This is a genomic window from Ignavibacteria bacterium, assembly GCA_017303675.1.
GTDB lineage: Bacteria > Bacteroidota > Ignavibacteria > Tepidaquicellales > OLB5 > OLB5.
Genome location: JAFLBX010000001.1, coordinates 222,285 through 248,782, shown reverse-complemented (window position 1 = coordinate 248,782; position 26,498 = coordinate 222,285). Strand labels below are relative to the sequence as shown.

The window sequence follows — 26,498 nt, the reverse complement described above, 5'->3', positions numbered from 1 at the left end:
ATTTTATTTGACACGACCTGAAGGTTTTGTACTTGTCTTGGTATTATTCACCATTATTGTTATTAATAAACTAAAACAAAATGAACTGAATTTATTAGAATTAGGCAAATATATTCTATTAACTGCAATTCCTGTTGTTTCGTTTCTTGTTTATGCACAAATTAGTTTTGATACCTTTACGCCAAATACTGCCCTGGGAAAATCAACATTAACTCTAAGCCCGGCTATTTTCTTAACACAGATAATTGAAATTTCAAAAACTCTCGCCGGGGCTTCAATGATTGAAATGCTTTTGGCAACAGTAACAATTTTTGTAGTATTTGCTAAAAAGAAATTATTAAATTTAGCTCCATTTATAATTTGGATGTTTTCGCTGGTTTTTTTATATATCATTACAGACGCGGATATAATTTCCAGATATTTACTGATAATTTCACCATTTTTGATTTTAATCGGCTTAACGTCAGTTTCTTTGTTAAAATACAGGAAAAACATTGTTATAGTTACAGTTCTTGTTATTTGTGTATTTTATTCGCAGTTTATATTTTATAAATTTGTAAAGCCAAGTACAGACGATTTTACCTATGGTATGAATGAATGTCTAATACCGGAAGGGAAATGGCTTAAAGAGAACACTCCGGCAGGCTCCAGAATACTTGTAAACGATGTTGGGGCAATCGGCTACTATTCTGAAAGATATATTATTGATGCTGCTGCTCTGATCAATCGTGATCTTGAATTAAATAATAAGATCATGTCAACTCCGCTTGAAGACAGGCTGGTTACACACAGGCTGCTAAACTTTATTCAGGCTGATTATGTTATTGATAGAGATTCCAATGATATTTTTATTCCACTGGAATTTGATAAATATAGTTTACAGCCTGAATTTATGAAAAAATTTCCGAGTCTTGGCATTTCAGATACTTCACCGCGATATTTTAAAATATATAAAGTGAATCCAAAGTAAGTAATTAATATGCTCGTAATTCCCGTAATAGATATACAAAACGGAAGGTCAGTAAGAATGGTCGAAGGGCTTGAGGATAAAACTGTATATTATTCCGAAAGCCCTTTGAATATGGCACGCCTTTTCCGCAAGGAAAATGCGAAGGTTATTCATATATCCGATCTTGACGGCGCGGTTTCGGGTAAACGTAAAAATTATGAGCTGATAAAAGAGATAACAGAAAACGTTGGTGTACCTATTCAGCTTGGCGGCGGTATCAGAACCTTCGAGATCGCAAACCAATTGATCCGCGAGCTTGGTGTATACAGAATTGTAATCGGAACTTCGGCTATTGATAATATTGATCTTATTAAAAAACTTCTCGATGAATTCGGAAAAAGCAAGGTTGCAATAAGTGTTGATGTAAGAAACGGCTTTTTAGTTAAAGATGGCTGGGGTAATGTTACAAATATACATGCCCTGGAATTTGCCTTAGGAATGAAAAAACTTGGCGTTGAACGGATAATTTACCAGGATGTAGCAAGAGTCGGAACATTAACAGGACCTGATATTGAAGGGTTAAAACAAATTGCAGAAGAAACAGGCCTGAAAGTAACTGCAGCGGGCGGGATCTCCAGCTATGCTGACCTTAGGAGTATTCAGGATCTCGAAAAATTCGGTGTTGATTCTGTTATGATGAGCCGTGCGCTGTATGAAAATAAATTTCCATGCCAGGCTATCTGGCGTGAACAGGAAAAGATTGATACTTCACTCGATTTGCCGAAAGTAAAATAATTCTCTTAGTTCAAAAGGTGCTCTCTTTACACCTGTTAAACATTCTCTAAAACCCTTATCTTTGTATCTTAATCCTATTTAATATTATGTCAAAAAGATCAATAAAAGCTCCAACCGGCTCTGAAATATCCTGTAAAAACTGGATATCAGAAGCCGCTATGCGTATGTTAATGAATAACTTAGATCCTGATGTTGCCGAAAGGCCCGATGATCTTATAGTATACGGCGGCGGCGGCAAAGCCGCGAGAAATTGGGAATGTTATAATGCGATAATTGACTCGCTGAAAAAACTTAATGAAGATGAAACACTGCTCGTTCAATCGGGAAAACCTGTGGCAGTTTTTAAAACACATAAAAATGCTCCCAAAGTAATAATCTCAAATGCTCAACTAGTACCCGCCTGGGCTAACTGGGATGAGTTCCGCAGGCTGGATGCACTTGGACTCACAATGTACGGACAGATGACTGCAGGCTCATGGATTTATATCGGCTCCCAGGGAATCCTGCAGGGCACGTACGAAACTTTTGCTGCTTGCGCTGATAAACATTTCAACAGTGATCTTTCAGGAAAATTTATCCTTACAGCTGGTTTAGGAGGAATGGGCGGCGCTCAGCCGCTTGCTGCTACTATGAACGGTGCCGTGATTCTTGGAATTGATGTTGACAGATCCAGAATTCAAAAACGAATCGATACCGGATACTGCGATGTAATTACAGATGATATTGATGAAGCCATAAAACGGGTTTTAGAAGCGAAAAAGAACAAGGAAGCAAAATCTATCGGGCTTGTTGGCAATGCTGGAGAAGTATTGCCTGAGCTTCTGAAACGGAATATTATACCTGATATTGTTACTGACCAGACTTCAGCCCACGATATGCTGAATGGTTATGTACCAATGGGAATGACTTTAGAGCAGGCTTTGGAACTGAGAAAAAATGACCAGGAAAAGTATATAAAACTTTCAAGGGATACAGTTGTTGTGCATTGCAGGGCAATGCATGATTTCCTGAAACGCGGCTCAATTGTGTTTGATTACGGCAATAACATTCGCGGCGAAGCTTTGAATCACGGCTTCAAAGAAGCTTTCGATATCCCGGGATTTGTACCGGAATACATCAGGCCGCTTTTCTGCGACGGCAAAGGCCCTTTCCGCTGGGCAGCGCTTAGCGGTGACCCCAACGATATTTTTGTTACTGATGAGTATGTGTTAAAAGCATTTCCTGAAAATAAAGCTCTGGCAAGATGGATAAAAAAAGCGCAGGAAAAAGTTCACTTCCAGGGTTTGCCTGCAAGAATTTGCTGGCTTGGATATGGTGAGCGCGCAAAGATGGGAAAAATATTCAACGAGCTGGTGCGTGATGGGAAAGTAAAAGCCCCCATTGTTATAGGACGTGACCATCTTGACTGTGGAAGTGTCGCATCACCAAACCGCGAAACCGAAAAAATGAAGGACGGAAGCGATGCAATTGCAGACTGGCCAATACTTAACTTTGCATTAAATGCGGTCGGCGGTGCCAGCTGGGTTTCACTTCATCATGGCGGCGGTGTGGGTATTGGTTTATCAATCCACAGCGGAATGGTTGTAGTGGCAGATGGAACCAAAGAAGCTGAAGAACGATTGGAAAGAGTGTTAACATACGACCCCGGAATGGGAATTGTACGCCACGCGGATGCCGGTTACGAACAGGCAATCGAAAACGAAAAGAAATTCGGCATTAAAATGCCTATGATTAAATAGTGTGAAAAAATTCGATATCCCAATATATTACCGCAGTCCTGTGATATCTGTTGTAAAAAATGCGCGGAAAATAACTGATCCCAGGAAAAAGGATTATACTCCCTCAGTTCTTGATTTCGGTCCCGTTAAATTTCTTATTGCGCGTCATTTCGGGTTTTGCTATGGTGTAGAAAACGCTATTGAAATAGCATACAAATCACTCGAGCAAAACCCGGGTAAACGGGTTTTTTTGCTGAGCGAAATGATACATAACCCGAATGTTAATGAAGATCTTAAATCAAGAGGCGTTGAATTTATCCGTGAACATAACGGCCGGCAGATTATTCCCTGGGATGAGCTGAATTCAGAGGATATTGTAATAGTGCCGGCATTTGGTACTACGATTGAAATTCAGCAATTGCTGGCAAACAGGGGAATTGATCCTTACAAGTATGATACAACCTGCCCATTTGTGGAAAAAGTCTGGAACCGTGCCGAAGCACTTGGAAAAAAGAGCTATACAATAATTGTTCACGGTAAATATAACCACGAAGAAACTATAGCGACATTTTCACATTCAAAACAGAACTCACCGACACTTATTGTAAGGAATATCGAAGAGACGAAATTATTGTGTGATATTATCCTCGGAAAAATTCCTGCAAAGGAATTTTATACTTTGTTTGAAGGGAAGTATTCTGACGGGTTTGATGTTAACCGTGACCTAGATCATGTTGGTGTTGTAAATCAAACTACAATGCTTGCTACAGAAACACAGGCAATCGCTGATATGATCAAGTCTGCGATGTCAGAAAAATACGGGGAAGGCAAGATCAAAGATCATTATGCTGATACAAGTGATACACTTTGTTATGCTACTTATGATAACCAGCAGGCAACTTTAGGCTTGCTAAACGGTAATGCAGATTTTGCTATTGTTGTGGGAGGATATAACAGCTCTAATACTTCTCATATAGTGGAACTGTGTGAAACCAGGCTGCCCGTATATTTTATTTCAGGAGCTGAAAAAATAATTTCAGATGAAGTGATAAGCCATTTTAATATTCATAAAAATGAAGAAACAACTACAAAGAACTGGCTTAAAGCAAATAATGATAAACCCACTGAAATAATCCTTACAAGCGGTGCATCCTGTCCTGATGCAATTCTTGATGAAGTTCTGCAGAAGATAGTATCGTTTTTTCCTGAAGCTGAACCGGTAGAAAAAGCTCTGATACCTTTTCACACAGAAAACCTGAACTAAAATAAATTATATTACTCAACTGCTTCATTCAGAAGCACATAGTGAAGGTGGTCTTCCCAAACTCCATTAATCTTCAAATATTTCTTTGATAATCCTTCATAAGTAAAACCTGCTTTTTTAATCGCCTTTATTGAAGCGGTATTTCGGGGGATAATATTTGCTTCGATCCTGTGGAGTTGTTTTTCTTTGAACATATAAACACACCCGGCAATTATTGCTTCTGTCGCATATCCTTTATTAATTTCGGTTTTATCAATCCTGTAACCAAGGTAACAGGATTTAAACGGACCCATTATGATATTTGAGAACACTACAGATCCTATCATCCTTTTTTCATCAGTTTTAAGATATACTCCAAACTGTACAAGAGTGCCTTTTAATACATCTGCTTCTATTTGTATCAGGTTTTTGCGGTGGTATTCCCTGGTGAAGTAGCCAGTTGGATATTCTGGGCTCCACGGCTTAAAAAAATCCGCATTTTCCGTCCTGAAAACAAAGAGTTCATCTGTATCATTTACAGTAAGTGTTCGCAGGATCAATCTATCTGATTCTATATAAGGAAGGACCATATTATTTGTTGAATTTTACTATTTGTTTAATAGAAAGTATATGCATTAAATACGCAAAAGGAACAATGAAAGCGGGAAGCCATACATAAGGAAAATAAGAGACTAAAGTATTAGGCGGCTCGTTAAAAAATTGCCTGAGAGGACCCGGGGTTGAAAGAAAAGCAACTAAAAAAATGTTTGTAACAAGAAGCAATCCGGCTAAATTCCATAGAACTGCTGTTATTCTGGGCCATTTATTCTGGCTAAGTGCATAGTATGCAACAAGCGGAGCGCTTAAACCTGTTAAAATATCATAATTTAAACCTTCAAATGTCATTTGTACAGGAATAATGTTTCGTGTGAAAAGTATCCACAGGAAAAATTCCACAAGTATTCTGAATGATTGTATGTAAACCAGCCATGATGAAGGAATTTCCTGTATAAGAGAATTAACACGGGTTGAACTGCTTAAATAACTTATTGCCAGCACCGGCGGAAGAACTACAAGCATTAGTTTTGGAGGAGTTGAGGTGAAGTCTGAAAGAGTTCCGTTGAATGCTATCATTGCAGATGTGAAAAGCCAGCCTGCAATAATAACCGCAGTAACTATATAATATTTTTTTATTTTACCTGCAGGAGCGTTCATTGAGTGCAGGGCAAATTTAAGGGAATAAAAAACAAAAGCGATAATTATTACTATAACAAGAAACAGTAAGATATCAGAGTAAAAAGGTACGTCAGGATTCATTTTGCCTCCGGAATTTCATCAGCAGAAAAATAAACGGGCAATCCCTTTTTTTCCATTATCATACGTTCGTGATCTGCTCCGGGTGATGAACCGATCATTAATATAGCATCACAGCGCTCAACCACAGCAAATGAAATATCTGATATAACCTGTTTGCGGTCCAGTTCCGGGAGTTCATCAGCAACATTAAGTGATGTATTCACGCCAATAACCGGTATGTGTCCCTTTCTGTATACTTCAGCAGCGGCAATATTCATTGCCTTAAGATTTGTTGATCTCTTCTCTTCAGTATCTGCGTTGTACGGACCCGCCACAACTATAAGCATACTACTATTATATTGCTATTTCTGCAAAAACAGTGATAGCAAATTTATAAATTATTTAATTTTTCAAATTCTTCTTCGGTGAAATCCTTAAGAGTCCTGAACCTGATATCTGCAATCGCGAATTTTGGATTATAAAAGTTAGTTTTCTCCGGGTAAGCTGCAGTTTTCATCCTTGCTGATACCGCAGATACAACACCATTGAATGAATCTTCAATGGCAAGGCAATACTGCGGTTCAACCCCCAGCATTTTTGCTGTTGTAAGATAAATTGCCGGGTGCGGCTTGCCGTACTCTTCGTATTCCGCTGAGTGAATAACCCTGAAATATTTAGTTAAATTAAACTTATTCATTACAGAATCAATGATCCTTTTATCACTCGAGGAGGCAATTGCCATTGGAAGATTTTTTGCTGTGAACATCTCAAGCAATTCAGTTACACCGGGATTCAAAACACTTTTTTGTTTTATCAGTGCAATTAATGAATCTACAATTGAAGTGCCAACTTTTTCAAAAGAATTTTCTTTTAAATCCCACGGATACTTTTCATGCCATAACTTTATAACATCAACTAGGCGCATGCCTGTAGTTGTTTCACACATTTCTTCCGTGAGTGGAACACCAAGTGAATTGAATAACCTTATTTCAGCTTCCTTCCAGAACGGCTCTGAATCAAGTATAACGCCGTCCATATCAAATATTACTGCTTTTATCATAGTATACTCTTCCTGTTAATTACATTTCTCTGAAATATGTATACCATATCGGTGTCCATTTACCTTCTACGTTTATATAAAGTCTTGTTGCAACTTCAACAATCTTGCTGTCCTGAACCTCATTGTACCAGAATGCATCAAGTATCTTATCGTTATCCAGGTCAATTCCGTTACCTTCAATGTTCTTACCGGAGCTTGTTTCAAGCTCTTCCTTGCGCGAAGATGCCTCGAGGTTATAGGGCAGGTCGTAAGTCATTTCATCCAGCGGCAGGATTGAAAACACCATTATGGGATTTTTTAAAATATATGCTAGGTCTTCATGCTGTTCATCTGTATAGTTCTTTCTTAGCGGTGTCTGCTTCGGGAATATATACGGGTACTTGGGTGAATAATCCAGCTTGTTGCTGCATTCCCAGTATTCCGTATATGTATCAAATGTGGTTTCAAATACTGTATTGTTCTCAAACATCTTGAACCCTACCGGGTTATTCCACCTTACAAGCCTCAGCTTTTCTTCATTCACAAAGTATGTCATTGAATCAACTACCTTGTTTTGGAGGTTTTGTTTATTTGTTTTATATCTCAGGAATTTCAGCATACTGTAATCGCAGTCTTCGATATACAGGTATGTTGAATCAATATGGGTTAAGAATATATAAAGATTCTTTGTGTTTTCTTTTGTAAATATTGATTGCTTTGTTTTTTTGAATTTTGTGATGTTCTTTATATCATGCAGCTTAGATGCTTCAGGGTATTTTTCATCCTTGCAGATCACCTCAATTTTATCAGCCAGCGGCTGCTGCAGTGATTCATCACCTTGCGGAAATGTCAGAGGCATTCCCATTTGAACAATAAGCGTAATTATTTTCAGTAATTCCATAATTTTCTATTAATTGAGAGCTCAAATATAGGAAAGTTTTTGATTTATCTAATGGCTATTCTTTTTCTCTATTATAAAGAACATTTATCCACTGTATATAACATGCATTTTTTGTATTTTTGTGGTTTATATTAAGGAGCGAAATTGCAGGCAATAATTTTAGCAGCGGGTATGGCAAAACGGCTTCGCCCGCTTACAGATGAAATACCAAAATGTCTTTTGAAAGCCGGGGGTAAAACCCTGCTTGAAATGACTATTAACAATATCCTGAAAAATGGTGTTAATAGCTTTGTAATGGTTACCGGTTACAGGGAAAATATGATAAAAGAGCATATTTCCGAAAAATTTCCCGGGCTGGATATTACATACTTAACCAACAGAGACTATGAAAACAACAATAACAGCTATTCGCTTTGGATGACTAAAAATTACATAAAAGGCGACTCCGTTTTACTTGATAGCGATATTTTGTTCGATTTTCGCATAATATCAAAGCTTTTTGAGTTTCCTCAAACAAATTGCCTTGCAGTAAAAAGAGGCCATGATTTAAGCGAAGAGGAGATTAAAGTTATAATTGATACTGCCAACAAAATTGAGCATATTGGCAAACATTTGGATATTAAGGCATCTTACGGAGAATCAATTGGTATAGAACGCTTTTCATATGATTTTTTTGTTAAGCTTGGCGATGTGCTTGAAAGAAAAATAGTTAAAGAAAATAATGTAAATGAGTTCTACGAAGCTTCCTTCCAGGAGCTGTATGATAAGGGGAACGCTATGTATGCTGTTGATGTTTCAGAATATAAATGCATGGAAATAGATTTTCCTGAGGATCTTGAAAAGGCGCAGGAAGAAATTAAATATTTAGCACAATAATTTTTTGCTTCAGCATTAATGAGATTTATTAATTCACAAAAAGACAGGTATGGAAATTATAATATGAGGTATAACAGACCTTCAATGTTCGGAGGATTCTCATTTTTTCCGCCGGTAATTAAATACCTGCTGATATCCAACATTGCCATTTTTATTTTCCAGCATTTTATCTTTGCGGGGTTCAAAGTTGGCGGTGTACCTCTTTCAGTTTTTTTCCTGAAGTATTTTGCACTTAATCCTATAGGCAGTGAAGTATTTCCTTTTTACCCGTGGCAGCTTTTCACTTATATATTCATGCATGGCGGCTTCTGGCATCTTTTCTTAAATATGTTCGCGCTATGGATGTTCGGAATGGAGCTGGAAAATATCTGGGGCTCTAAAAAATTCCTGATGTACTACCTGATGTGCGGGGTTGGTGCAGGACTTGCTACAATACTCCTTACTCCTTTATTCACCGGGCTGAACCTCCCGACTGTCGGAGCGTCAGGCTCAGTATACGGTATTCTTGTAGCATTTGGAATGCTGTTCCCGAACAGGGAAATTTTCTTATATTTCCTTTTCCCCATAAAAGCAAAATACTTTGTAATTATTTACATGGCTATAGAGCTGCTTTCAGTTGGAAGCAACACAGGTGTTGCTCATCTTGCTCATCTTGGCGGCGGTTTGGTTGGTTTTATTTACCTGCTTATTACCCGTAATAATGTAAATGACCTGTTCAGGTTTGATAAAAAACCCAAGGTAACTCAAAACAGGCCTACCAATATTTACCGGAACAGGTATTACGAAAAGTATAATACTGTAAGCGGCGGTAATGATATCAGCGATGCCGAATATTTTTCAAAGGATGATAAAACCGGTGAAACAATTACTCAGGAAAAAATTGATGAGATACTGGATAAGATAGGAAAAGACGGCTACCAGAACTTAACCGAAGAAGAGAAACGAATTTTGTTTGAAGCAAGCAAAAAGATGCATTAAAGAACGTTAATTATAATGACACAACTTGAGTTAAAATCGAATTTTCATAAACTGATAGATGAAATAGAAGATCAGAAAGAGCTTGCAAAGCTTTATGAGTATTTTATTGTTATGAAGCAGAATATCGAAAAATCCGGCGGTGACTGGTGGGATGAACTGACAGCGGAAGAAAAAGCTGATCTTGATCTTTCAATAAAAGAAAGTGAAGATGAAAGTAATTTGATTCCACATGAACAGGTTATGGAAGAAGCAAAAAAATGGTTAAAGAAGTAATCTGGTTGAAAAAAGCGGGCAAAAATTTTAATGATATTTTGGAGTACTTGTCTTTGGATTGGTCAAACCAGGCAGCAGAAGATTTTTATATAAAAACGCAAACTGTAATTGAAAATATTAAAGAATTTCCTGATATTGGCAGTACTTCAAATAAACGAAAAGATCTTAGAAAATTTCTAATCACAAAGCATAATTACATCATATATAGAGTGTTAAATAATAAATTAATAATTTCAAGAATTGTTGATACCAGGAAACGAAATTATTAATATGGAAATTTTTACAGCATCTAAAATATACTGTAACTCTTTAACAAAGTACTCAAGGTTTAAAACCCGTAAAGTAATGGTTGGCAGTGTGGGAATTGGAGGCAATAATCCGATCCGTGTACAATCAATGACCACAACCGATACTATGGATACAACGGGTACTGTTGAACAATCAATACGTATGATAGAAGCAGGCTCGGAGCTTGTTAGAATTACAGCTCCCGCAGTGAAGGAAGCAAAAAATCTTGAGAACATCAAAAATGAACTGCGTGCACGCGGATATAACACACCTCTGGTTGCAGATATCCATTTTAAGCCCGATGCTGCCGAAATTGCTGCAAGGATAGTTGAAAAAGTCCGCGTTAATCCCGGCAATTATGCCGATAAAAAGAAATTCAAAGTATTCAGCTTTACCGATGAGCTTTATAACGAAGAGCTTGAAAGAATATACGAATCATTTACACCCCTTGTAAAAATATGTAAAGAATACGGTACCGCTATGAGGATCGGTACCAATCATGGTTCGCTAAGCGACAGGATAATGAACCGGTACGGCGATACGCCGATCGGAATGGTTGAATCAGCCCTGGAGTTTGTACGAATTTGCCGTGACCATAATTACCACGAATTAATACTTTCCATGAAATCTTCTAATACGCAGGTAATGGTTGAAGCATACAGGCTTCTGGTAAACCGGATGATGGAAGAAGGCATGGATTACCCGCTGCATCTTGGTGTAACCGAAGCAGGTGATGGCGAAGACGGCAGAATAAAATCATCAGTTGGTATAGGAACACTCTTAGAAGACGGCCTTGGTGATACCATTAGAGTATCATTAACTGAAGACCCTGAATTTGAAATTCCCGTTTGTAAAAGAATAGTTGCAAGATATAATAACCGTGAACATCACGAACCAATTCCTGATTTAGGATTGAAGATTTCTGATCGTGTTAATTCTGCAATTTTAAATCCGCAACCCGAAATCCCATACGATCCATTTTCATATCAGCGGAGAAAAACATCTGAGACGGATAAAATTGGCAATCATCATGTACCTGTTGTAATATTAAGCCTTGATGCAAATAATTATTCAGAGCCTTCAACACTTGAAAAAATATCATACATCTATTCCAAAGAGCTTGATAAATGGAATATCGGAGACTTAGCGCCTGATTTTATATATCTTAGCACAAAAGATCTTCCATACGCTTTGCCCGGAACACTTAAGAAAATTTTTGATTACAGCTTCTGGAAAACACTTGAGGAAAAATCGGATTCATTCCCATTATTCACTCCAGAGCAATTTTTAACAGCCGAAAGAAAGTCATACAGGATAAATTTCGTTTCGGTTACTATAAATGATATTACTTCCGAGCTGCTTGAAGCGGTTAGAAATGATAAGTTCTGTGTGCTGGTAATAAATACAAACAATACGCACGGAATGGCTGAAGAGCGCAGAGTAATAATTGAGCTGATGCAGCAGGGAATTGAAACACCTGTTATAGTTTCACGCAGCTATGCTGCAGGTACAGATGATGAAGACCTCACCATAGGCAGCGCAACTGATCTTGGAGCTTTACTTATAGATGGCATGGGGGATGGAATATGGATAAAGGCTGAAAATAACATTGATGTTATCAATCGCATAAGCTTTGGAATTTTACAGGCAACAAGAACACGCATATCCAAAACCGAATACATAAGCTGTCCAAGCTGCGGCCGCACCCAGTTTGATCTGCAGGTCACAACTGCAATGATAAAAAAACGCACTGACCATTTAAAAGGAGTAAAGATCGCAATAATGGGTTGTATTGTTAACGGACCCGGAGAAATGGCTGACGCTGATTACGGCTTCGTAGGCTCAGGTCCCGACTGGATAACTCTATACCGCGGAAAAGAAGTTATTGAGCGCGGCATTCCTTACCCCGATGCGTTGGATAAGCTGATTGGGATAATGAAGGAAGACGGTGTTTGGGTGGAAAATTGATTTTCAGCCGCAAGCTTTAGCTTACGATTAAATACGCAGCCTGAAGGCTGCGACTACTGAAGTTCTATTTAAGTGGATAAATTCCCCTTTTTTATTTTAAGCATGGGTTTTAATTTCAGGTATAATCATTAATATCAAAAAGCCCGGAAATGAAAAGAATTTACATTTATGTATTTCTGATTACAACACTTCCCTTATTAAATTACAATATCTATTCACAAATGTTCGGGCAGGAGCCCACTGAACGCAAAAGTAATTTTGACGTTCAGCATATAAAGCTGGATATTGCTGTTGACCTTCAGGAAAAATTTGTGACAGGAAAGGCTTTTATAAAGCTTGTAGCAGCAGAAGAAAATTTCACAAGTTTTGAGCTTGATGCTGTTGGAATGAAAATAAAAAATGTTGAGCTTGACCCAAATGGACCGATGATTATCAGCTATGTTGGTAAAACAAAAAGAATAGGATATTACCTGAAAACCCTTAAGTATGATTACAATAAAACCAAACTTAAGATCTACCTGGATAGCAGCTATAGTTTATCCGATACACTGAATTTTATTATCAATTACAACACAACAAATCCTGAAAAAGGATTATATTTTATTTCGCCAACTCCAGAATTCCCCGGTAAACGATATGAAGTATGGAGCCAGGGCGAAGGTGAAGATAACAGGTATTGGTTCCCTTGTTATGACTACCCCAACGATATGGCTACGACTGAAATCATAGTTACAGTAAGCAGTCAGTATCAGACCATTTCAAACGGGGTATTAAAGAATAAATTCGATAAGCTTAATTATACCACCTGGCACTGGGTGAATGATAAACCTCACGTATCATATTTAGTGATGCTTGGGATAGGCAATTGGGATACAATAAGCACTTCCTGGGACGGTATCCCGATAATTTCATATGTTCCGCCGGGTAAAAAACAATGGGGAGAAAACGCTTACGAACAAACAGCTGATATTTTAAAGTTCTTTTCAGAGTATACCGGCTTTCGATATCCCTGGCATGAGTTCCGCCAGGTTGCCGTGCAGGATTTTATTTACGGAGGTATGGAAAATACCGGCGCAGTTGTCCTGTTTGAAGGTTCTGTATATGATGAAAAAACTGAACCTGATTATAATGCAACCAACCTGGTTGCCCATGAGCTTGCTCATCAGTGGTGGGGTGATGTTGTGACCTGTAAAAACTGGAACGAAATATGGCTGAATGAAAGCTTTGCTACATATTTTCAATGTCTTTATACCGAGCATCTTATGGGTAAGGATGAATTTGATTACAATATTTACCGGAACGGAAATGATGCAATTAAGGCTGATTCAACAAACCGCAAACCTATTTATATTCGTGAAGGGTTAACAACCAATACATACGATAAAGGTTCTGTAGTGCTTAATATGCTTCGGTACCTTGTTGGTGATGAAAATTTCAGGAAAACCATGAATATTTATATCACAAAAAACCAGTTCAAGCCTGTAGTTACAAAAGATCTGGCAGATGCACTGCATACTGCAATTGACGACCCGCTTCTTGACAGGATGCCGGCTAATATGAGCTGGTTCTTCGAAGAATGGATATATAAAGCAGGCCAGCCTGAGTTCAAAGTTGAATACAGCTTCAATGAAAACAACAATGAGTTAACGCTAACTGCTGTTCAGGTACAAAGAATGGATTCATCTTCAGTGTTTAAAACCCCTGTTCCCGTTGAGATCGTTACCGAAGGAGGTAAACAGAATTTATCGATGGAAACCACTTCTGAAATTAAAACTTACGTTATAAAGCTTGATTCCAAACCCCTGAATGTTAATTTTAATAAAGGGAACAAAGTCCTGTGTAAGCTTTATTTCAGTAAGCCTAAAGCTGACTGGCTTTATCAGCTTAACAATTCTGCCGATGCAATTGACAGGCTTACTGCGCTGAACGGTTTGAAAGATTATATCAATGATGATGAAGTCATTGAAGCCCTTAGAACAACGATGAGATATGATAAGTTCTGGGGCGTTAGGAATGAAGCCGTAAAAGTAATAGCGGGCTCTAAAAACAGATCAGTCACTGAAATATTTATGAAGTATATGATCGATGAAGGTGATCCAAGAGTAAGAAGAACCTACCTTCTTAATATTAAGAACATACTGGATAATCACCCCGAAGAAAAAGAGAACATTGCCGTATTACAATACTTCCTTACAAACCTGATAGCCGGCGAAACAAGCTACTACGCAGCTGCTGACGCTGTTACCGCGCTTTCTGATATCCTGGAAAGGGAAATGATGTATGATGCGGTGATACCGTATATTGAAATGGACTCACACGTCGATATAATCCGCCGTAATGTGCTTACAGCTCTTGTTAAATCCAATGATCCCCGTGCTAAAGATGTATTCCTGAAGTACGGTAAGATCGGCAGCACTTCCAGGGTTCGAAATATAGCTATAAGCGGTTTGGATAGCTTTCTGAATGACCCCAAGGTAATTGAATTTTTGAATAATAATCTGTTTGATAGCCCAAGAAGTACACAAGGTGTTATTCTTGGCTTACTTGAGAAGGCCAAAGACCCATCTTCAAGGCAGATATTACAAAAATTATATGATGAAAGCAACGATATTAGATTTAGGGAAAGAATTTATAAAGTGTTATTTATGAATTGACTTTTCAAAATTTAATGTTTAGTTTTTAATACTTAAAAATACAAATATGGCCTTGTCAAAATTTACTTTTCGCTTATTAATCAATACAAAACATATTTTAGATAATTTTTAAAAATTAACTTTATAATGGAGGGCTTACCTTGTATGAATCCACCATGGTTTTTAAATAAATAGCAGACTCAGGGAGACCAATAAGCGGCCATGCTTTATTGTTATACTTCTGTATGTAACAGAAGCTACCCCCTTTTTGTCTGCTTTTACAATTTTAATAACAAATTTAATTAATAAAAATTCCTTTTTAAGAGGCAAAAAAATGAAAACAATAATAATTATATTTTTTATTTTGATTACACAGATTTTTAGCATGCGATTTTATGCACAATATAATGATTGCACCTCAATGTCTCATGTGTGGGGGATAAAAAAAAATCAGACTGGTGGCGGTAACACTGAAGTACATGTTATGAATAAGAATACTTCATATTCTTCATATATTGTGAATGTTGTCACGCCAGTCGAAGAGGTATATGATGGCAAATTTCAATTCACTGCGGGCGATTATCAAAGTGGATTCTATAGTCAGCAACACCCAGCATTATGGGCTATTAAGAAGTGGGGTACTGGTACAGGAAAAACTGAAGTTCATATTTTGGATCCTAGAACAAACTTTACTACTTATATAAATCAAACAGGTACTGTCTTAGCAGAGACAAATAATGACTACATTTTTTTAGCTGGTAAATATCTTAACTACTATTATAGCTCTAACATTTGTGATTTATGGGTTCTTAAAAAATTCCATACCAATTCTGGTAATTTTGAATTACAGATATTATCAGGCGAATCTAATTTCCAGTCTGTCATTTATTCAACAGTTTTGCCAATTTATATAGATTGTAAAGATTCGTGGCAGTTTGCATTAGGTGATTATAATTATGATAACATTACTGATTTATACATGTTTAAGATTTATAGAAATGAAAGAGTGGTATGTGATGATGTTGAGATCGATAATGCTAATACACCTCCAAACGTACAGGACGCACTAACGAATATTGAAATTCATGTACGCGATGGTAATAATTTTGCCACTTCATTAACAGATGTTATTACCCCACTTGCAGCAACTCATCCATCTCAAATACAAATGTTAGTAGGCCGTATGTTGCATGGTAGCTGTATTGGACAATATACTATGCAACCAGACGTTTATGCAGTTTTGAAGAACGGAACTTCATCAGGAAAGACTGAAATTCATGTTTTGAATAGATTGTCAAATTATACATCATTTTTTTTTCAAACAACAAGCATAATGGATCAATCGTATGATAATATGGATTTTGTTACTGCATCTTTTTGGTATGGGACTGTTGATAAAGAGAGCAAAGAAGTTATTGAATCAAAACAAACGGATTTATTTAAAAGCAAAATAAGTTGTTATCCTAACCCGTTTAATCCTAAAACTAAAATAAAATATTCTGTTAGAAGTTCATCTTATGTAAGTATTAAAATATTCGATGTAATTGGCAGAGAAATTGCAACATTAATGGATGAGTATTCTAAAAAAGGTGATTATGAAATTGATTTTGATGGGACTAATCTACCTTCTGGTGTGTATTTTTATCGTGCCTTAATCGGCAATGATATTTTTACTGATAAAATCATAATTAATAAATAGATACTAATTACAAACCCTCTGTTACAAAGTAATAACAGAGGGTTTTTTATCTCTTTTATTTTCCTACTTTTAAATGAATATTACCAATTAATACTCATAACTTGAAACTTAAGCTGAATAGAAATTATTTATTTTTAATTCTTACTGTTGTATATACAATACTATATCTCCCTTGTATTGATGCATATTTTGTCAATGACGATTATAACTGGATAAAACCAATAGAATTTACTGATGTTATACGTACTTTTTGGGGCCCTTGGGGACACGGAGCTCTCTACAGGCCAATACCAAGATTATTATTTTATTTACAATATTTGATTTTTGGAAATTCACCTACGGGTTTCCATATTTTCAGTATTCTTCTTTTCTCAACATTAACTTTTCTGTTTTACAAACTGGTATTTGGGCTCACTAAAAATTCTCTCCTTTCAGTAATATCAGTTATTGTATGTATTTTTTATTTTGGTAACCACGAAGTTGTTTGCTGGATATCAGCGCAGACTGTCTTGCTGGGTGCAGTTTTTTCTTTTGGTGCGCTATATTTTTATCAATTATTTATAACTGATGAACAGAAAAAATATATTTTGCTGTCTTGCATGTTTTATTCTTTTGCGTTGTTATCATATGAAAGCACAATAGTCGTACCATTATTGTTAATCTCTATTTCTATACTTGGCGGCGTAAAATTATTCACCAAAAAGAGTATATTAATTCTTGCTTGTTACATTTCGATATCAGCAGTTTATCTGATTTTAAGGCATTACTTTTTATCAGGCGTGCCTGAGGCCAATGCTTTAAACACTGATCCTTATATTATGATTTCTGATTTTGTGAAGATGATCAAATTCCAAATTATCACGAAACCATATTTTTTAACAGCTTTAGTTGTGTCAATATTAGGTTTATTATTTTCTAAGCTGGAGAAGAAATATTTGTTATTCGGTTTATTTTGGTTCATTGCGGCATTTATTCCTTTTTTGTTTGTAGATGGTTATGCCGGGAGATTTTCGTTTGTCTCAATGTTCGGCACCTATATAATAATTGGTTCAGGGTTATCGTTTTTGATTAAGAAAAACAGTGTTTGGAAAATTGTGTGTATTTTGTTAATTGCATTCTATTCTGTATATGGTGGTGTGCTTACATACCAGAATTCCGGATTTTGGTATGAGTCAGGTGAAATTGCCAAATCAATCCCGGTTCAGCTAAAGAGTATTCATTCCGAATTTCCTGAAAACTCAACTCTGATATTCTATGATATTCCTCTTGGCTATCAGCAGTCAGGTGTATTTTTAACCTATTTTGAAGAAGTAATTCAAAGAAATTATGCTAAGAAGCTCAATATTATACATGTAGGCCATCCATTTAATAATGGCATAGATCTTACAAAGTATGAGAGTTTGCCAAATATCTATAGGTTTAAGTACTTTTTAGAGGAAAGGAAACTTAAAGAACTGAAATAACAGTAATATACGCTTCACAATAACCCGCTTTCCCTGCCTTGAAACTCTCCTGAAAAATCAGCATATTTGTAGTCTTTCCACCAAAATTTATATCTAAACGGAAGTGGATCTTAAATTAACGCTCCGAACGCTAATATAATGCGGGCGGGGATTTTTATTAATTAAACTATTTTTAACGGAGATTTTAATAAACGATGACTGCACCAAACGAGACAATTAATGATAATGCAACGATTGAAGAGGTAAAACCGCCTGTAATTAAAACCAAGGATTTTGTTGCCAAAGATTACAGCGAAGATGAATTTAAAAAATATATAGAGCTTTACGAAAAAACCTTTAATGTTATAAAGGAAAACGAGATAGCAAAAGGAAAAGTTGTTGCCATTTCAGGCAATGACGTTTTAATTGATATCGGCTTCAAATCAGACGGAAGAGTTTCTATCGATGAGTTCCCTGACCCGGATAACATAAAAATTGGCGATGAAGTTGAGATCTTTGTAGAAAAGATCGAAGACCGCGAAGGACAGCTTGTCCTTTCACGCAAACGCGCTGATATTATCCGTAACTGGGAAAAGATCACTGCTGCGAAAGAGAACGATACTGTTATACAGGGTAAATGCGTTCGCCGTATCAAGGGCGGATTTGTTGTTGACCTTGGCGGAATTAATGCGTTCCTTCCCGGTTCACAGATCGATACCAAGCCTATCCGCGACTACGATGTATTTGTGAACAAAATGATGGACTTCAAAATTCTGAAGATCAACCATCCAAATGAGAATATAATAGTATCACATAAAGTTCTCATCGAAGAATCAATGTCAGAACAAAGAGGCAAGCTGCTTGCAACGCTTGAATCAGGACAGGTATTAACTTCAACAGTTAAGGCTATAACTGATTTCGGTGTATTTGTTGATCTTGGCGGTGTTGACGGACTTATCCACATCACAGATCTTTCATGGGGCAGAATAAATCACCCCAGCGATGTTGTTAGTCTAGATGAGACTATAGATGTTAAAGTACTTGAATACGACAAAGAAAAGAAACGCGTTACACTTGGCTTAAAACAGCTTCAGCCGCATCCATGGGAAAATATCGAAGAGAAGCTTAAGATCGGCGATAAAGTTTCAGGAAAAGTTGTATCAATCACAGATTACGGCGCATTCATTGAAATAGAAAAAGGCATCGAAGGCTTAATTCATATTTCAGAAATGTCATGGACCCAGCATATAACCAATCCGACCCAGGTTGTTACAATGGGACAGGTAATTGAAGCAATTGTTCTGAGCCTCGATAAAAATGAAAAGAAGCTTTCACTTGGTATAAAACAGCTTACACCTAACCCCTGGCAGTCATTATTAGACCGCTTCCCGGTAGGCTCTAAACACAAAGGCAAAGTTTGCAATATTACAAACTTTGGCGTGTTTGTTGAACTTGAAGAAGGTGTTGACGGTTTAATTCATATTTCAGACCTTTCATGGACAAAGAAGATCTTCAATATAGAAGATTTTGTACAGCTTGGGCAGGAAATTGATGTTACAATACTTGGTATAGATGTTGAAAACCAGAGGATTGCACTCGGCCATAAACAGCTTACAGATAACCCGTGGGAAAAGCTTACCGATGAGTTCAAACCCGGAACAGAAGCTAAATGCAAAGTGATAAAAGCAATTGAAAAGGGAATTATTGTTGAATTACCGGCAGTTGTTGACGGTTTCATTCCGGCTTCACAGCTTTCAGTAACACCTGTAAAGAACTTCAGCGAGCTCTTTAAAACCGGTGATGAATTCATGGCTGAAGTAATTGAATTTGATAAAGAATCAAAGAAGATAGTACTTTCAGTTCTTGAATATCTTAAAGATAAAGATGAAGCAGAAGTTAATAACTATGCTGCAAAATTCAAGCTTAAAAAATTCACACTCGCTGATGTAATTGACAGGACAAAAACACCAGTTGATACAAAAGAAGAAGTGGACTTTAAAATTGATGATGTGATTGAAACAGAAAAAAAAGAAGAACAGGCTCAGTAATTTAAATGGTTAATTAACAATTAAAAGCATTCTGCCTGAAAAGGCAGGATGCTTTTTTAGTTTAGGATAATTTTCAAATGGAAGATATAAAGAAGCTCAAAGAAGTAATGTTCAAAGCTGCAGATGCAGCGGCGGGAATTCAGCTTGAATACTTTGAAAAGGATTTTGAAATCGGCAGAAAACGTGATTACAGCGATTTAGTAACAGAAGTGGATAAAAAATGTGAAGCAAAGATCATAGAAATTATACATGATTCCTTTCCGGGGCATAACGTTTTGGGTGAAGAAGGCGGAGATCAGCATAAAAGCTCTGATTATGTCTGGATAGTTGACCCGATTGACGGAACAGTGAATTACGCACACTCTGTACCGGTTTTTTCTGTATCAATAGCTGTGGAATATAAAGGCGAAATTATTCTTGGGGTTGTATATTCGCCCAAAACCAATGAAAGATTTTATGCTGAAAAGGGCGGCGGTGCTTTTTTGAATGATAAAAAGATAAGGGTCAGCCAAACAGAAAACTTAAAGGATAGCTTGCTTGTAACCGGTTTCCCTTACGGATCAAAGGATAACTACGACCATTGTATAGATCATTTTGTGAATTTTATTAAGCTGGGCCTTCCTATTCGGCGCCTGGGTTCTGCAGCGCTTGATATCTGCTGGCTTGCTGCGGGAAGATTTGAAGGATTCTGGGAAGTTAACCTGAATGCATGGGATGTTGCAGCAGGGTATTTAATTCTTCTTGAAGCAGGTGGCAAAGTAACAGATTTTGAAGGCGGGCAGTATTCTGTTTATGATAAGCAAATTCTTGCTTCCAACGGCAAAACGCTGCATAATGAAATGATAGAAGTACTGAAAAAAGCATATAAATAAAATTTTTATGTAATATTACAAGAAAAATTTTTGCAGGGGTTTTTTAACTCAAAATGGGTTAATATTGTATAATATTAATCCATTTTTCGTTTATTAAACAGAGGAGGAAATCATCATGATAGCCTTGATCATTTTTTTACTTATTGTAGCATTAGTTGTTCATCAGCTTCGTAAAAACACTTTAAATACCGCATCTCAAAAACTTTTTGGTGTGATACGTAATGCAGCATTTATAGGTGTTTTTATTGCAGTCATTTTATCCTGTGTCGCACAGGTGGGTCCGGGTGAAGTAGGAGTTCAGTTATTATTTGGAAGTGTACAGGACAGGACATTACCCAGCGGTTTAAACATTGTAAATCCGCTGGTAAATGTGGAATATATGGATGTAAAAACACAAGCATATACAATGAGCTCTATCCAGGATGAAGGGCAGCAGAAAAATGACGATGCAATTTCAACTCTTACAAGTGATGGATTGACTTTAAAGCTTGACCTGACCATTTGGTACAGATTAAGCGAATCAGATGCCCCGCAGGTTTACAGGACAATTGGTATGGATTACGCAGAAAAAATTGTTAGACCAGCTATAAGAACCGCTTTAAGAGATGTTTCTGTGGGTTATTCAGCAACTGATATATATTCTATCAAAAGAGAAGATTTTGTCAGAGAAGTAACAAAGAACCTGGAAAATGCTTTTAACGGAAGAGGTATTATTCTGGAAAGAGTATTGCTGAGAAATGTTGAACTGCCGGAAAAAGTGAGAGCAGCAATTGATGAAAAAATAGCTTCAGAGCAGCGCGCGCAGCAGATGGTATATGTTCTGCAGAAAGAAAAGCAGGAAGCTGAGCGTAAAAGAGTTGAGGCGCAGGGTATTGCAGACTATAACAGGATCGTTTCTCAAAGCATCACAGACCAGGTTCTGCAGCTAAAAGGTATAGAAGCAACACTTGAGCTTGGAAAGAGCAATAATTCAAAAATGGTTATTATGAACGGTAAAAATATGCCGCTTATTTTCGGGCCAAGCGGATTTTGATGTTTAACGTCAAATGTGAAACGTCAAACGTCAAATGTGAAACAAAAATACAGAAGAGAATATTAATAAATCCGAAATCGTAAATCTCAAATCCGAACTAATATGAAGGGTGTACCATTAACTGAAGAGCTGTATAAATATATCACGGATATTTTTATACAGGAAGATGAATTGTTAAAACAAATTGTAACAGATACTGAAGCCAAAAAAATACCGCTCATACAGGTATCGCCTGAAACAGGCAAGCTGCTTGGAATGTTCATCAAAATGATAGGCGCTAAAAATGTGCTGGAGATCGGCACTCTGACAGGCTACAGCACAATTTGGATGGCAAGAGCCCTGCCGCCGGAAGGCAAAGTGGTAACACTCGAGCTTACAAAAGAACATGCAGATGAAGCGTTAAGTAATTTCAAAAAAGCGGGGCTTGACGGCAAAATTAAGCTGATATTGGGCAAAGCTATAGAGTCACTTGATACCCTTGCAGAAAGCAGATTTGACATTGTATTTATTGATGCTGATAAAGAGAACTGTGTAAATTATTTTAATAAAGTAATCGGCATGGTGAGACCCGGGGGATTAATAATTACTGATAATACGCTGCGCAGGGGTGAAGTAATAGATGCTAACCCAGGACCCGGAGCACAGGGGATCATAGCATATAACAAGCTTGTAGCAAATGATAGCAGAGTGGAATCTCTGCTGGTGCCAATTGATGACGGAATAACTTTAAGCATAGTAAAATGAAAAAAATATTGGAAATATTTTGCTTATCGCTTGTTGTTTTACCGTTTTTAATTTATTCTCAGTCAGGTGATATAAATACAATTAAAGAATCCGGTAACGGTATATTTTTTATGTATTATGATTCTTCCAATTCAAAAAGTACCATAGTGGAATTTGAAGATTTCCTTGCTCTCATTGAAGCACCGGTTTTAGACCAGGGAGGAAATGCCAGAGAGCTAAAAGATCATGAGCATGGAGGTGAAAAAATTTTAAGAACACTGAACGCCTATTTCAACAATAAGCCGCTTAAATATTTCCTTTACAGTCACTGGCACCCGCACAGTGTTTCAACTGTGAATCCGTTTTTGCGAGCCGGAGTAAAAATAGTTTCAACACAAAAGAATTATGATGTAATAAAAAAGTTTATTGATACCGTAACTATCAGCTCTTATTCTGAAAATTTTATATTTGTGACCGACTCACTCGTAATAAACGACAATAAAAACTCCATAACAGCTCACCGTTTTACCAAACAGGATTTCCCCAATGTACCCACAGATGATTATCTGTTCTTCTACATGCCAAAGCAAAATGTGCTTCACTGCGCATGTATGTATAATAAGTGGGAAGGTGAGCCTGTTGACGGCAAAGAAATGCTGACAGGCAGGGAAGAAGACCTGCACAGGTTTCTTACAACCAAGGGAATTTCCCCTGATTACCTCATACGCCTTTCTAAGGAAAAAAAGGAACCCAATGATATGCAGCCCATGCACGGACTGCAAAATGTTGTAAACAACGGAATCAAAGGCACAGATATCATTAAAGGTTTTATGGAAACCGATCAAAATGTTCTTGATGAGCAGCAGGATAAAATGCTTCAGGATATTATCAAAAAGAATATTCCGCCATCAATTATTAATTCTACTGTTTACAGCCTGCTGCGCAAAAAGGAGCTGAAAAAAGCGCTTTCGTTTGCAAGGCTGCAAACATTGTTAAATCCATCCGACCCCAACTCATGGGATACATTTGGGGAAGTATATTATTTCCTGGGTGAAACTCAGCTTGCTGAATACTACGAAAAACAATCAAAGAAGATCGACCCCGAATATGCAAACGGCGGAATGGAAGTATGGAAAAAAGACCTTGAAGAACATCAAAAGCTTTGGAGCGAAACGAAGGATTAATTCCGGAATTTAACCTTTAGCTGCCTCCCGTAAACACGTTAGACACTTTTTAATGAGTTGTTCTGCTGAAGTTTATTTATTATATTTGTGTTTAATTTTGCCAAAAAATGCCAAAAATAACACAAATTAAAGCACGTGAGATACTCGACTCACGCGGAAATCCCACAGTAGAAGTTGACGTAATTTTAAATGATGGTACTACCGGCAGAGCCGCAGTTCCTTCCGGCGCTTCTACAGGCCAAAAAGAAGCAGTTGAGCTTCGCGACGGTGATAAAAAACGTTATATGGGTAAAGGAGTTCAAAAAGCCGTAGCCAATGTAAACGATATCATTGCCAATTCACTTATCGATATGGATCCGACAGACCAGCTTAAGATCGATTCAATTTTGCTCGAGCTGGATGGTACCAAGAACAAATCCAACCTGGGAGCTAATGCAGTGCTGGGTGTTTCACTGGCTGCAGCTAAGGCATCAGCCCTGTATTACAAGACACCCCTTTACAGGTATATTGGCGGAACAAATGCAAAAGTATTACCTGTTCCTATGATGAATATTGTTAACGGCGGCAAGCATGCCGATAACAACCTGGACTTCCAGGAATTCATGATAATTCCTGCAGGAGCAAAAAGCTTCAGGGAAGCTTTAAGAATGGGAACAGAAGTTTTTCACTCGCTTAAGAATGTACTTCACAAAAAGAATCTGAATACTGCTGTTGGTGACGAAGGCGGTTTTGCTCCGGACCTGAAATCAAACGAAGAAGCATTCGAGGTTATAATAGCAGGTATTGAAGGCGCAGGATATAAAGCCGGTAAGGATATTTACCTGGCATTGGACGCGGCTTCCAGTGAAATGTGGAATAAAGGAAAATATGATTTTTATAAATCACACCAGCCTTCAAAATCGGCTGCTGAAATGGTTGAGCTTTACAAACAGATGGTTAAGGATTTCCCGATAATTTCTATGGAAGATGCAATGAGCGAAGAAGACTGGGACGGCTGGAAGCTTCTGACGGAGGCATTAGGCTCCCAGGTGCAGCTTGTTGGTGATGATGTATTTGTTACGAACAAAGAAATACTGAAAAAAGGTATTGAAGCAGGTATTTGCAATTCGATTTTGGTAAAAGTTAACCAGATAGGAACTCTTACTGAAACACTTGAAACAATAGAGCTTGCTAAATCAAACTCATATACAAATGTTATCAGCCACCGCAGCGGAGAAACCGAAGATGTTACAATTGCTGATATTGCGGTAGCAACAAATGCAGGGCAGATAAAAACCGGGTCACTTTCAAGGACGGACAGGACAGCTAAATACAACCAGCTTCTTCGCATTGAAGAAGAGCTTGGCGATATGGCTATTTATCCAGGCAGAAGCATCTTTAAAGGATTGAATTAATAAATTACGTATATATAGAAAGCATAAATGAAATCGACTGATTTTAAATTTTCCATTCCTAAAACATTAATTGCCCAGCATCCAAAGCTTCCCCGTGATGAAGCGAAGATGATGGTGATAAACAGAAAAACCAAGGAGCTTGAAAGCAAGAAGTTCAAAGACATTATTGATTATATGGATGAAGGCGACTGCCTTGTTCTGAACGATTCCAAAGTATTTGCTGCAAAGCTTTTCGGTACCAAGGAAAAGACCAATGCTAAAATAGAAGTCTTTTTGCTTAGGCAGCTTAGCCAGGAAGAAAATATATGGGACGTTCTGGTTGACCCGGCGAGAAAAGTTAGAATTGGAAACAGAATTTTCATAACAAAAAACCTTTATTGCGAAGTTATCGATAATACAACCTCGAGGGGAAGAATTGTCAGATTCAACTATCGCGGCGATTTTCAGAAATATATCGATAAGCTGGGAAAAACACCGCTTCCTGAATATATAAAACGCGAGCCTACTGATGCTGATAGGGAAAATTACCAGGCGGTTTTTGCTGAAAATATAGGCTCTGTTGCGGCATCTTCTGCGGGTCTCCACTTTTCAAAAGAGCTTCTGAGGAAAATAGAAAAAAAGGGAATTAACCTGCTTCCGGTTACACTTCATGTTGGGCTGGGTAAATTCCGCTACGTGGAAGTTGAAGATTTAACAAAACACAGAATGGATTCAGAATATTTTGAAATACCTGATTACACTGCAGAAGAAGTAAACCGCGCAATTGAGAATAAAAAGAAAATAATTGCCTGCGGCACATCAGTTGCCAGGGTACTCGAAGCCAATACGACTGCAGGCAGGTTTATCAGATCAGGTAAAGGATGGACCGATAAGTTCATTTATCCGCCTCAAACATTGAAAGTTGTTGATAAATTTGTTACAAATTTCCATAATCCGCAGTCAACAATGGTCATGATGGTTTGCGCTTTTTCAGATAAGGATCTTGTTATGAAAGCGTACAAAAAAGCAGTAAAAGATAAATACCGTTTTTACAGCTACGGCGATTCAATGTTTTACATCTAACAAAAATATGCTTATACCATAAATATTTTATATTACCCCGGTCATTATTTGTTTCCGGGGTTTTTTATTTTGTAATATCACATA

General features: G+C 37.3%; 25 protein-coding genes. 19 read left to right on the top strand and 6 right to left on the bottom strand.

Annotated elements, in window-relative coordinates; all coding sequences use genetic code 11:
- Nucleotides 1-150: 150 nt before the first annotated feature.
- Complete coding sequence (locus J0M37_01145) at nt 151-495, bottom strand: hypothetical protein (GenBank protein ID MBN8583671.1); 345 nt, start codon at nt 493-495, stop codon at nt 151-153.
- 94 nt (nt 496-589) lie between these two features.
- Here J0M37_01145 and J0M37_01140 point away from each other — a divergent pair, with 94 nt between their 5' ends.
- The 4 genes from J0M37_01140 to J0M37_01125 all read left to right on the top strand — a co-directional run bounded on the left by J0M37_01140 (nt 590) and on the right by J0M37_01125 (nt 4,726).
- Nucleotides 590-970: a hypothetical protein gene (locus J0M37_01140; protein MBN8583670.1), complete on the top strand. Its 381-nt coding sequence runs from the start codon at nt 590-592 to the stop codon at nt 968-970.
- Between the two features lie 9 nt (nt 971-979).
- A complete protein-coding gene (locus J0M37_01135) occupies nt 980-1,744 on the top strand; it encodes a 1-(5-phosphoribosyl)-5-((5-phosphoribosylamino)methylideneamino)imidazole-4-carboxamide isomerase (protein ID MBN8583669.1) in 765 nt (254 codons plus the stop codon).
- Between the two features lie 86 nt (nt 1,745-1,830).
- Nucleotides 1,831-3,483, top strand: coding sequence for a urocanate hydratase (gene hutU, locus J0M37_01130; protein ID MBN8583668.1), 1,653 nt, complete (start codon nt 1,831-1,833; stop codon nt 3,481-3,483).
- Nucleotide 3,484: 1 nt separating this feature from the next.
- The gene (locus J0M37_01125) at nt 3,485-4,726 is read left to right on the top strand and encodes a 4-hydroxy-3-methylbut-2-enyl diphosphate reductase (GenBank protein ID MBN8583667.1); all 1,242 of its coding nucleotides are present in this window, start codon (nt 3,485-3,487) and stop codon (nt 4,724-4,726) included.
- A gap of 11 nt (nt 4,727-4,737) precedes the next feature.
- Here the strand turns inward: J0M37_01125 and J0M37_01120 are convergent, their stop codons facing one another.
- The 5 genes from J0M37_01120 to J0M37_01100 are packed head-to-tail and all read right to left on the bottom strand — an operon-like array spanning nt 4,738 to nt 7,941.
- Complete coding sequence (locus J0M37_01120; GenBank protein ID MBN8583666.1) at nt 4,738-5,295, bottom strand: GNAT family N-acetyltransferase; 558 nt, start codon at nt 5,293-5,295, stop codon at nt 4,738-4,740.
- Between the two features lies 1 nt (nt 5,296).
- Nucleotides 5,297-6,022, bottom strand: a complete 726-nt coding sequence (locus J0M37_01115; GenBank protein MBN8583665.1) for a hypothetical protein — start codon at nt 6,020-6,022, stop codon at nt 5,297-5,299.
- A complete protein-coding gene (locus tag J0M37_01110; protein ID MBN8583664.1) occupies nt 6,019-6,348 on the bottom strand; it encodes a hypothetical protein in 330 nt (109 codons plus the stop codon). Before J0M37_01110 ends, J0M37_01115 begins: the two co-directional genes overlap by 4 nt.
- Nucleotides 6,349-6,392: 44 nt before the next feature.
- Complete coding sequence (gene hxpB / locus J0M37_01105; protein MBN8583663.1) at nt 6,393-7,061, bottom strand: hexitol phosphatase HxpB; 669 nt, start codon at nt 7,059-7,061, stop codon at nt 6,393-6,395.
- A gap of 19 nt (nt 7,062-7,080) precedes the next feature.
- Nucleotides 7,081-7,941, bottom strand: a complete 861-nt coding sequence (locus J0M37_01100; protein ID MBN8583662.1) for a hypothetical protein — start codon at nt 7,939-7,941, stop codon at nt 7,081-7,083.
- A gap of 144 nt (nt 7,942-8,085) precedes the next feature.
- Between J0M37_01100 and J0M37_01095 the strand changes: the two genes are divergently transcribed.
- The 15 genes from J0M37_01095 to queA all read left to right on the top strand — a co-directional run bounded on the left by J0M37_01095 (nt 8,086) and on the right by queA (nt 26,414).
- Nucleotides 8,086-8,817: a phosphocholine cytidylyltransferase family protein gene (locus tag J0M37_01095; protein ID MBN8583661.1), complete on the top strand. Its 732-nt coding sequence runs from the start codon at nt 8,086-8,088 to the stop codon at nt 8,815-8,817.
- 63 nt (nt 8,818-8,880) lie between these two features.
- Nucleotides 8,881-9,795, top strand: a complete 915-nt coding sequence (locus J0M37_01090; GenBank protein ID MBN8583660.1) for a rhomboid family intramembrane serine protease — start codon at nt 8,881-8,883, stop codon at nt 9,793-9,795.
- Nucleotides 9,796-9,810: 15 nt separating this feature from the next.
- Nucleotides 9,811-10,068: a hypothetical protein gene (locus J0M37_01085; GenBank protein ID MBN8583659.1), complete on the top strand. Its 258-nt coding sequence runs from the start codon at nt 9,811-9,813 to the stop codon at nt 10,066-10,068.
- Nucleotides 10,053-10,337: a type II toxin-antitoxin system RelE/ParE family toxin gene (locus tag J0M37_01080; protein ID MBN8583658.1), complete on the top strand. Its 285-nt coding sequence runs from the start codon at nt 10,053-10,055 to the stop codon at nt 10,335-10,337. The genes J0M37_01085 and J0M37_01080 overlap by 16 nt, the downstream gene beginning before the upstream one ends.
- 1 nt (nt 10,338) lies before the next feature.
- A complete protein-coding gene (gene ispG / locus J0M37_01075; GenBank protein ID MBN8583657.1) occupies nt 10,339-12,324 on the top strand; it encodes a (E)-4-hydroxy-3-methylbut-2-enyl-diphosphate synthase in 1,986 nt (661 codons plus the stop codon).
- Nucleotides 12,325-12,473: 149 nt separating this feature from the next.
- Complete coding sequence (locus tag J0M37_01070) at nt 12,474-14,978, top strand: HEAT repeat domain-containing protein (GenBank protein ID MBN8583656.1); 2,505 nt, start codon at nt 12,474-12,476, stop codon at nt 14,976-14,978.
- Nucleotides 14,979-15,291: 313 nt separating this feature from the next.
- Complete coding sequence (locus J0M37_01065; protein MBN8583655.1) at nt 15,292-16,656, top strand: T9SS type A sorting domain-containing protein; 1,365 nt, start codon at nt 15,292-15,294, stop codon at nt 16,654-16,656.
- Between the two features lie 101 nt (nt 16,657-16,757).
- On the top strand, nt 16,758-18,119 hold the full coding sequence (locus tag J0M37_01060; protein ID MBN8583654.1) for a hypothetical protein: 1,362 nt from the start codon (nt 16,758-16,760) through the stop codon (nt 18,117-18,119).
- 194 nt (nt 18,120-18,313) lie between these two features.
- Entirely contained in the window at nt 18,314-20,146 is a 1,833-nt protein-coding gene (gene rpsA / locus J0M37_01055; protein MBN8583653.1) for a 30S ribosomal protein S1, read from the top strand.
- Between the two features lie 107 nt (nt 20,147-20,253).
- Complete coding sequence (locus J0M37_01050) at nt 20,254-21,018, top strand: inositol monophosphatase (GenBank protein ID MBN8583652.1); 765 nt, start codon at nt 20,254-20,256, stop codon at nt 21,016-21,018.
- A 115-nt stretch (nt 21,019-21,133) separates the two neighbouring features.
- Nucleotides 21,134-22,051: a prohibitin family protein gene (locus J0M37_01045; GenBank protein ID MBN8583651.1), complete on the top strand. Its 918-nt coding sequence runs from the start codon at nt 21,134-21,136 to the stop codon at nt 22,049-22,051.
- A 102-nt stretch (nt 22,052-22,153) separates the two neighbouring features.
- Nucleotides 22,154-22,795 carry an O-methyltransferase gene (locus J0M37_01040; GenBank protein MBN8583650.1) on the top strand — a complete coding sequence of 214 codons (642 nt, stop codon included), beginning with the start codon at nt 22,154-22,156 and terminating at the stop codon, nt 22,793-22,795.
- A complete protein-coding gene (locus J0M37_01035; protein ID MBN8583649.1) occupies nt 22,792-23,958 on the top strand; it encodes a hypothetical protein in 1,167 nt (388 codons plus the stop codon). The genes J0M37_01040 and J0M37_01035 overlap by 4 nt, the downstream gene beginning before the upstream one ends.
- 107 nt (nt 23,959-24,065) lie before the next feature.
- Nucleotides 24,066-25,352: a phosphopyruvate hydratase gene (gene eno, locus J0M37_01030; protein ID MBN8583648.1), complete on the top strand. Its 1,287-nt coding sequence runs from the start codon at nt 24,066-24,068 to the stop codon at nt 25,350-25,352.
- A 27-nt stretch (nt 25,353-25,379) separates the two neighbouring features.
- The gene (gene queA, locus J0M37_01025) at nt 25,380-26,414 is read left to right on the top strand and encodes a tRNA preQ1(34) S-adenosylmethionine ribosyltransferase-isomerase QueA (GenBank protein MBN8583647.1); all 1,035 of its coding nucleotides are present in this window, start codon (nt 25,380-25,382) and stop codon (nt 26,412-26,414) included.
- The last annotated feature ends 84 nt before the right edge of the window (nt 26,415-26,498 follow it).